The following is a 258-nucleotide window of genomic DNA, read 5'->3' on the forward strand; positions in this document are numbered from 1 at the left end:
CTTCATTCCGTTTTTACCATGCTCTGCTTTTGGTGAGAGGCTCTTATTTTACAACTACTTTTGCAAACTTGCGCTTGCCGACCTGAACGATCATTCCTTCCTCTACGGCAACATGATCATCCACAGAAGCAACTTTTTCTTCATTGATCTTTACTGCGCCCTGCTGAACCATGCGGCGTGCTTCCGCATTAGACGGTACAAGCTGCAGTTCGGAAAGGAGCTTCACAATCCACAGTTTTCCGTTTTCTAATGCAGCTG

At 46.1% G+C, this 258-nt stretch carries 1 protein-coding gene; it reads right to left on the reverse strand.

What is annotated here, in order from left to right:
• Positions 1-43: 43 nt before the first annotated feature.
• Positions 44-258 (reverse strand): S4 domain-containing protein (locus tag LKX83_RS32635; RefSeq protein WP_255655032.1); only part of this gene is annotated, 215 nt, incomplete at its 5' end.

Origin of the sequence: Cohnella baijiui (assembly GCF_020731285.1) — a bacterium.
Lineage (GTDB): Bacteria > Bacillota > Bacilli > Paenibacillales > Paenibacillaceae > Cohnella.